Origin of the sequence: Sporosarcina sp. BP05, from assembly GCF_014282005.1 — a bacterium.
Classification (GTDB): Bacteria; Bacillota; Bacilli; order Bacillales_A; family Planococcaceae; genus Sporosarcina.
The window spans coordinates 1-592 of record NZ_JACFTD010000081.1 but is presented as its reverse complement, the minus strand read 5'-3'; the positions used below and the strand labels follow the sequence as shown (position 1 = coordinate 592).

Here is a 592-nt window from a genome sequence, read left to right as displayed (position 1 = left end):
TGCCCCGTTAGTTCAATAAGGTGTTGGTTTATTGCAGGGGAAAACCTTTGTGACGTTGAATAATTCATAGAGGTGATGATATGGACAACGTTATCGAGACCCCCATGAAAACCGGAGAAATAGCCAGTAGACTGGGTTTAGAGACCGTTACGATACGTAAGTATTGTCTTGAATTAGAGAAGCGCGGATTCGTCTTTCAGCGTAACGATGGGAAGAACAGAGATTTCACAAGTGAGGACTTAAATGCACTTTCTCAGATGAAACACTTGATAGAAATTGCCAGGATGAGTCGGGATGCGGCTGCTAATGTTGTGGTTGCCGGTCACAGGACTTCTAGTGGTACGGGGAATGAACCACCGTCCGTTTCCGTATCGTTGGTTAAGACCGATAAAATCAGGGTTTTGGACGAAATGCAACGCTACTCAGAGCAACAGGACGACCTTATCCGTAACGTTCAAAACGTCAATAATGTAGTAATTTCGATGAAAGAAATGATGGCAGGATTTCAACAGCAGCTGGCGACGGTGACCAAAGAGAATCATGCCTTGAAAGAAGCAAGAAGAAGCCAGTACACCACTGACTTTTTGACTGT

1 protein-coding gene is annotated in these 592 nt (G+C 44.4%); it reads left to right on the top strand.

Features of this window, described 5'->3' with window-relative positions; translation table 11 throughout:
• Positions 1-80: 80 nt before the first annotated feature.
• Positions 81-592 (top strand): MerR family transcriptional regulator (locus tag H2672_RS19245; protein WP_186674011.1); only part of this gene is annotated, 512 nt, incomplete at its 3' end.